Genomic DNA, 1,914 nt, shown 5'->3' on the forward strand with positions numbered 1-1,914 from the left:
GGCGGGGGTCGATCCGTCGATGCTGCGGCCGGCCGATCCGCTGGATGTGGTGCTGCGGATCCTGAACAACGTGCGGGCGTGGGCCGCGGCCCGTCCCGAGCGGTCGGATGTGGCGTTGTGGGCGGTCGAGTTGTCGTTGCTGCTGCCGTCGCATCCGGCCCGGTTGCGGTACGAGCGGGCGCAGTTGCTGGTGCAGCGGGGAGAATTCCTGGGCGGGGCCTCAGAGCTGGAGGCCTACGCGGAGGTGGTTGAGGCCGTGGACGATGCCGCGGCCGAGCGGGTGCGGGGGGAGGCTTTCGCGGCCAGGGCGATGCTCAACTGACGCCTTCTCGCCATGGGGGGCTCGTGTGGCCTCGCGTGTGCGGGTGCGTGGGACTGCTTCGCGCAGTTCCCCGCGCCCCTAAGAGCTCTACAGCCAGCCCTTTTCACGTGCCGCCCGGACCGCCGCGGCGCGGTTTCTCACCGCCGGTTTCTGGATCGCCGTGGCGAGGTGGTTGCGGACCGTGCCCTGGGAGAGGTGCATGGTCGAACTCGACCACCGGGGCTGTCGTTGTCATACGGCCATCGTGGCTGTGCGGGTACGGACGGGGCCAGTGCCGGTCGTCCGGAGTGCCGCATGACGGTTGTCATGTGTGCGGGGTGACGACGAGAGCCTCCGCCCTCATCGGGCGGAGGCTCTCGTGCGGCGGGTGGCCGGAGGTCAGTTCGGCTTGGTGTCGATGACTCCGACGCGCTCCGCGGGCGTCTTGCCGCGCAGTGCCTCGCGCAGCGCGGTGACGACGTCCTGCGGGAGGACGTCCCGCTTGCCGCTCGCGCCCTCGATCTGCACGCCCTCGAAGGTCTGGCCGTACGCCTCCTGGAGCGCCTTGAGGTTGTAGGTGTCCACGAGCTTGCCGTCGACGGCCTTGAAGCTCAGGATCTTCGGCAGCGAGACCTTGCCGAAGTCGATGCTGTGGGCCGCGTCGGTACGGATGGTGACGAGGTCGGACATCGCGGGCTGCGCGAACTCCTTGAGCATCCGGTCGACCTCGGCGTTCGAGACCGTCGGCTGCCGGGTGGTGGTCGGGAGGTTCACCGTGCCGCCCGTGCCGGTCTCCACCTGGGTGCGGTACGCCTCCTCCACCGTGGTCGTCGCCTTGGCGAGGTCGATGCCCTTGCCCACCTTGCCGTACACGGGGACGGCCTTGCCGTCCTTGAACTCGATCGTGCCGTCGGTCGACGCGCCGGAGCCGCCCGCGGCTGCCTCCAGGGAGGCGTGCAGCTTCTCCTCGTCGACGGGCATGACCGGCGTCACGGTGCGGTGGTTGCCGAAGAGCGAGGCGATCACGGAGACCGGGTTGTAGTCGCTCTTCGCCGCCGCGTCGGCCGTGGCGTCCATGTCGAACTGCAGGCCCGCGTTGTCCGGGTCGAGGGCGACGGTCTTGCCGCCCACCGACAGCTTCAGCTCCTTGCCGACGTTCTTGTCGAAGGCCTCGTCGAGCTTCCTGACCGCGCCGTCGCGGGTGGTGCCGCCGATGTCGACGCCGAGCACGGTGGTGCCCTTGGGCACGTCGGTGCGGTTCATCAGCAGACCGGCGCCGTAGACGCCACCGGCGGCCACGACCACGCCGACCGCGAGCAGCACGAGCTTGTTGCGGCCCTTCTTCTTCGGCGCCTTCGAGGAGCTCGCCGGGGGCGGGGTAACCGGCTCCGGCAGCTTCGGGGCCGTGTGGGGCGCCAGGCCGTCGCCGGGCGCACCCGGGCCGAACGGCGAGGCCGCGCCGGACGGCACGACGGGGATGCCGCTGGTGACCGTGTGCCCGGAGACGTTGTCGTGCCGGGGGCCGTAGCCCGGGCCGTCCGGCTGTTCGGGGGCCGGCTTCTGCGGGGTGAGGATGGCGGTGTCGTCGCTGATGCCACCGCCGGGGCCTGGGC

At 71.1% G+C, this 1,914-nt stretch carries 1 protein-coding gene and 2 pseudogenes; 1 reads left to right on the plus strand and 2 read right to left on the minus strand.

Annotated features, from left to right (window positions below):
* Positions 1 to 322, plus strand: a 322-nt coding sequence (locus C1J00_RS42665; protein ID WP_146046403.1) for a tetratricopeptide repeat protein, incomplete at its 5' end; no start/stop codon positions are given.
* A gap of 87 nt (positions 323 to 409) precedes the next feature.
* Here C1J00_RS42665 and C1J00_RS42670 read toward each other — a convergent pair.
* Together C1J00_RS42670 and C1J00_RS42675 are read right to left on the minus strand one after the other, a co-directional pair.
* Positions 410 to 532: pseudogene (locus tag C1J00_RS42670) on the minus strand (DNA-binding response regulator); the annotation flags it as partial.
* Positions 533 to 700: 168 nt separating this feature from the next.
* A pseudogene (locus tag C1J00_RS42675) lies at positions 701 to 1,914 on the minus strand (hypothetical protein); the annotation flags it as partial.

Source organism: Streptomyces cahuitamycinicus, assembly GCF_002891435.1.
In the GTDB taxonomy this organism is placed as follows: Bacteria; Actinomycetota; Actinomycetes; order Streptomycetales; family Streptomycetaceae; genus Streptomyces; species Streptomyces cahuitamycinicus.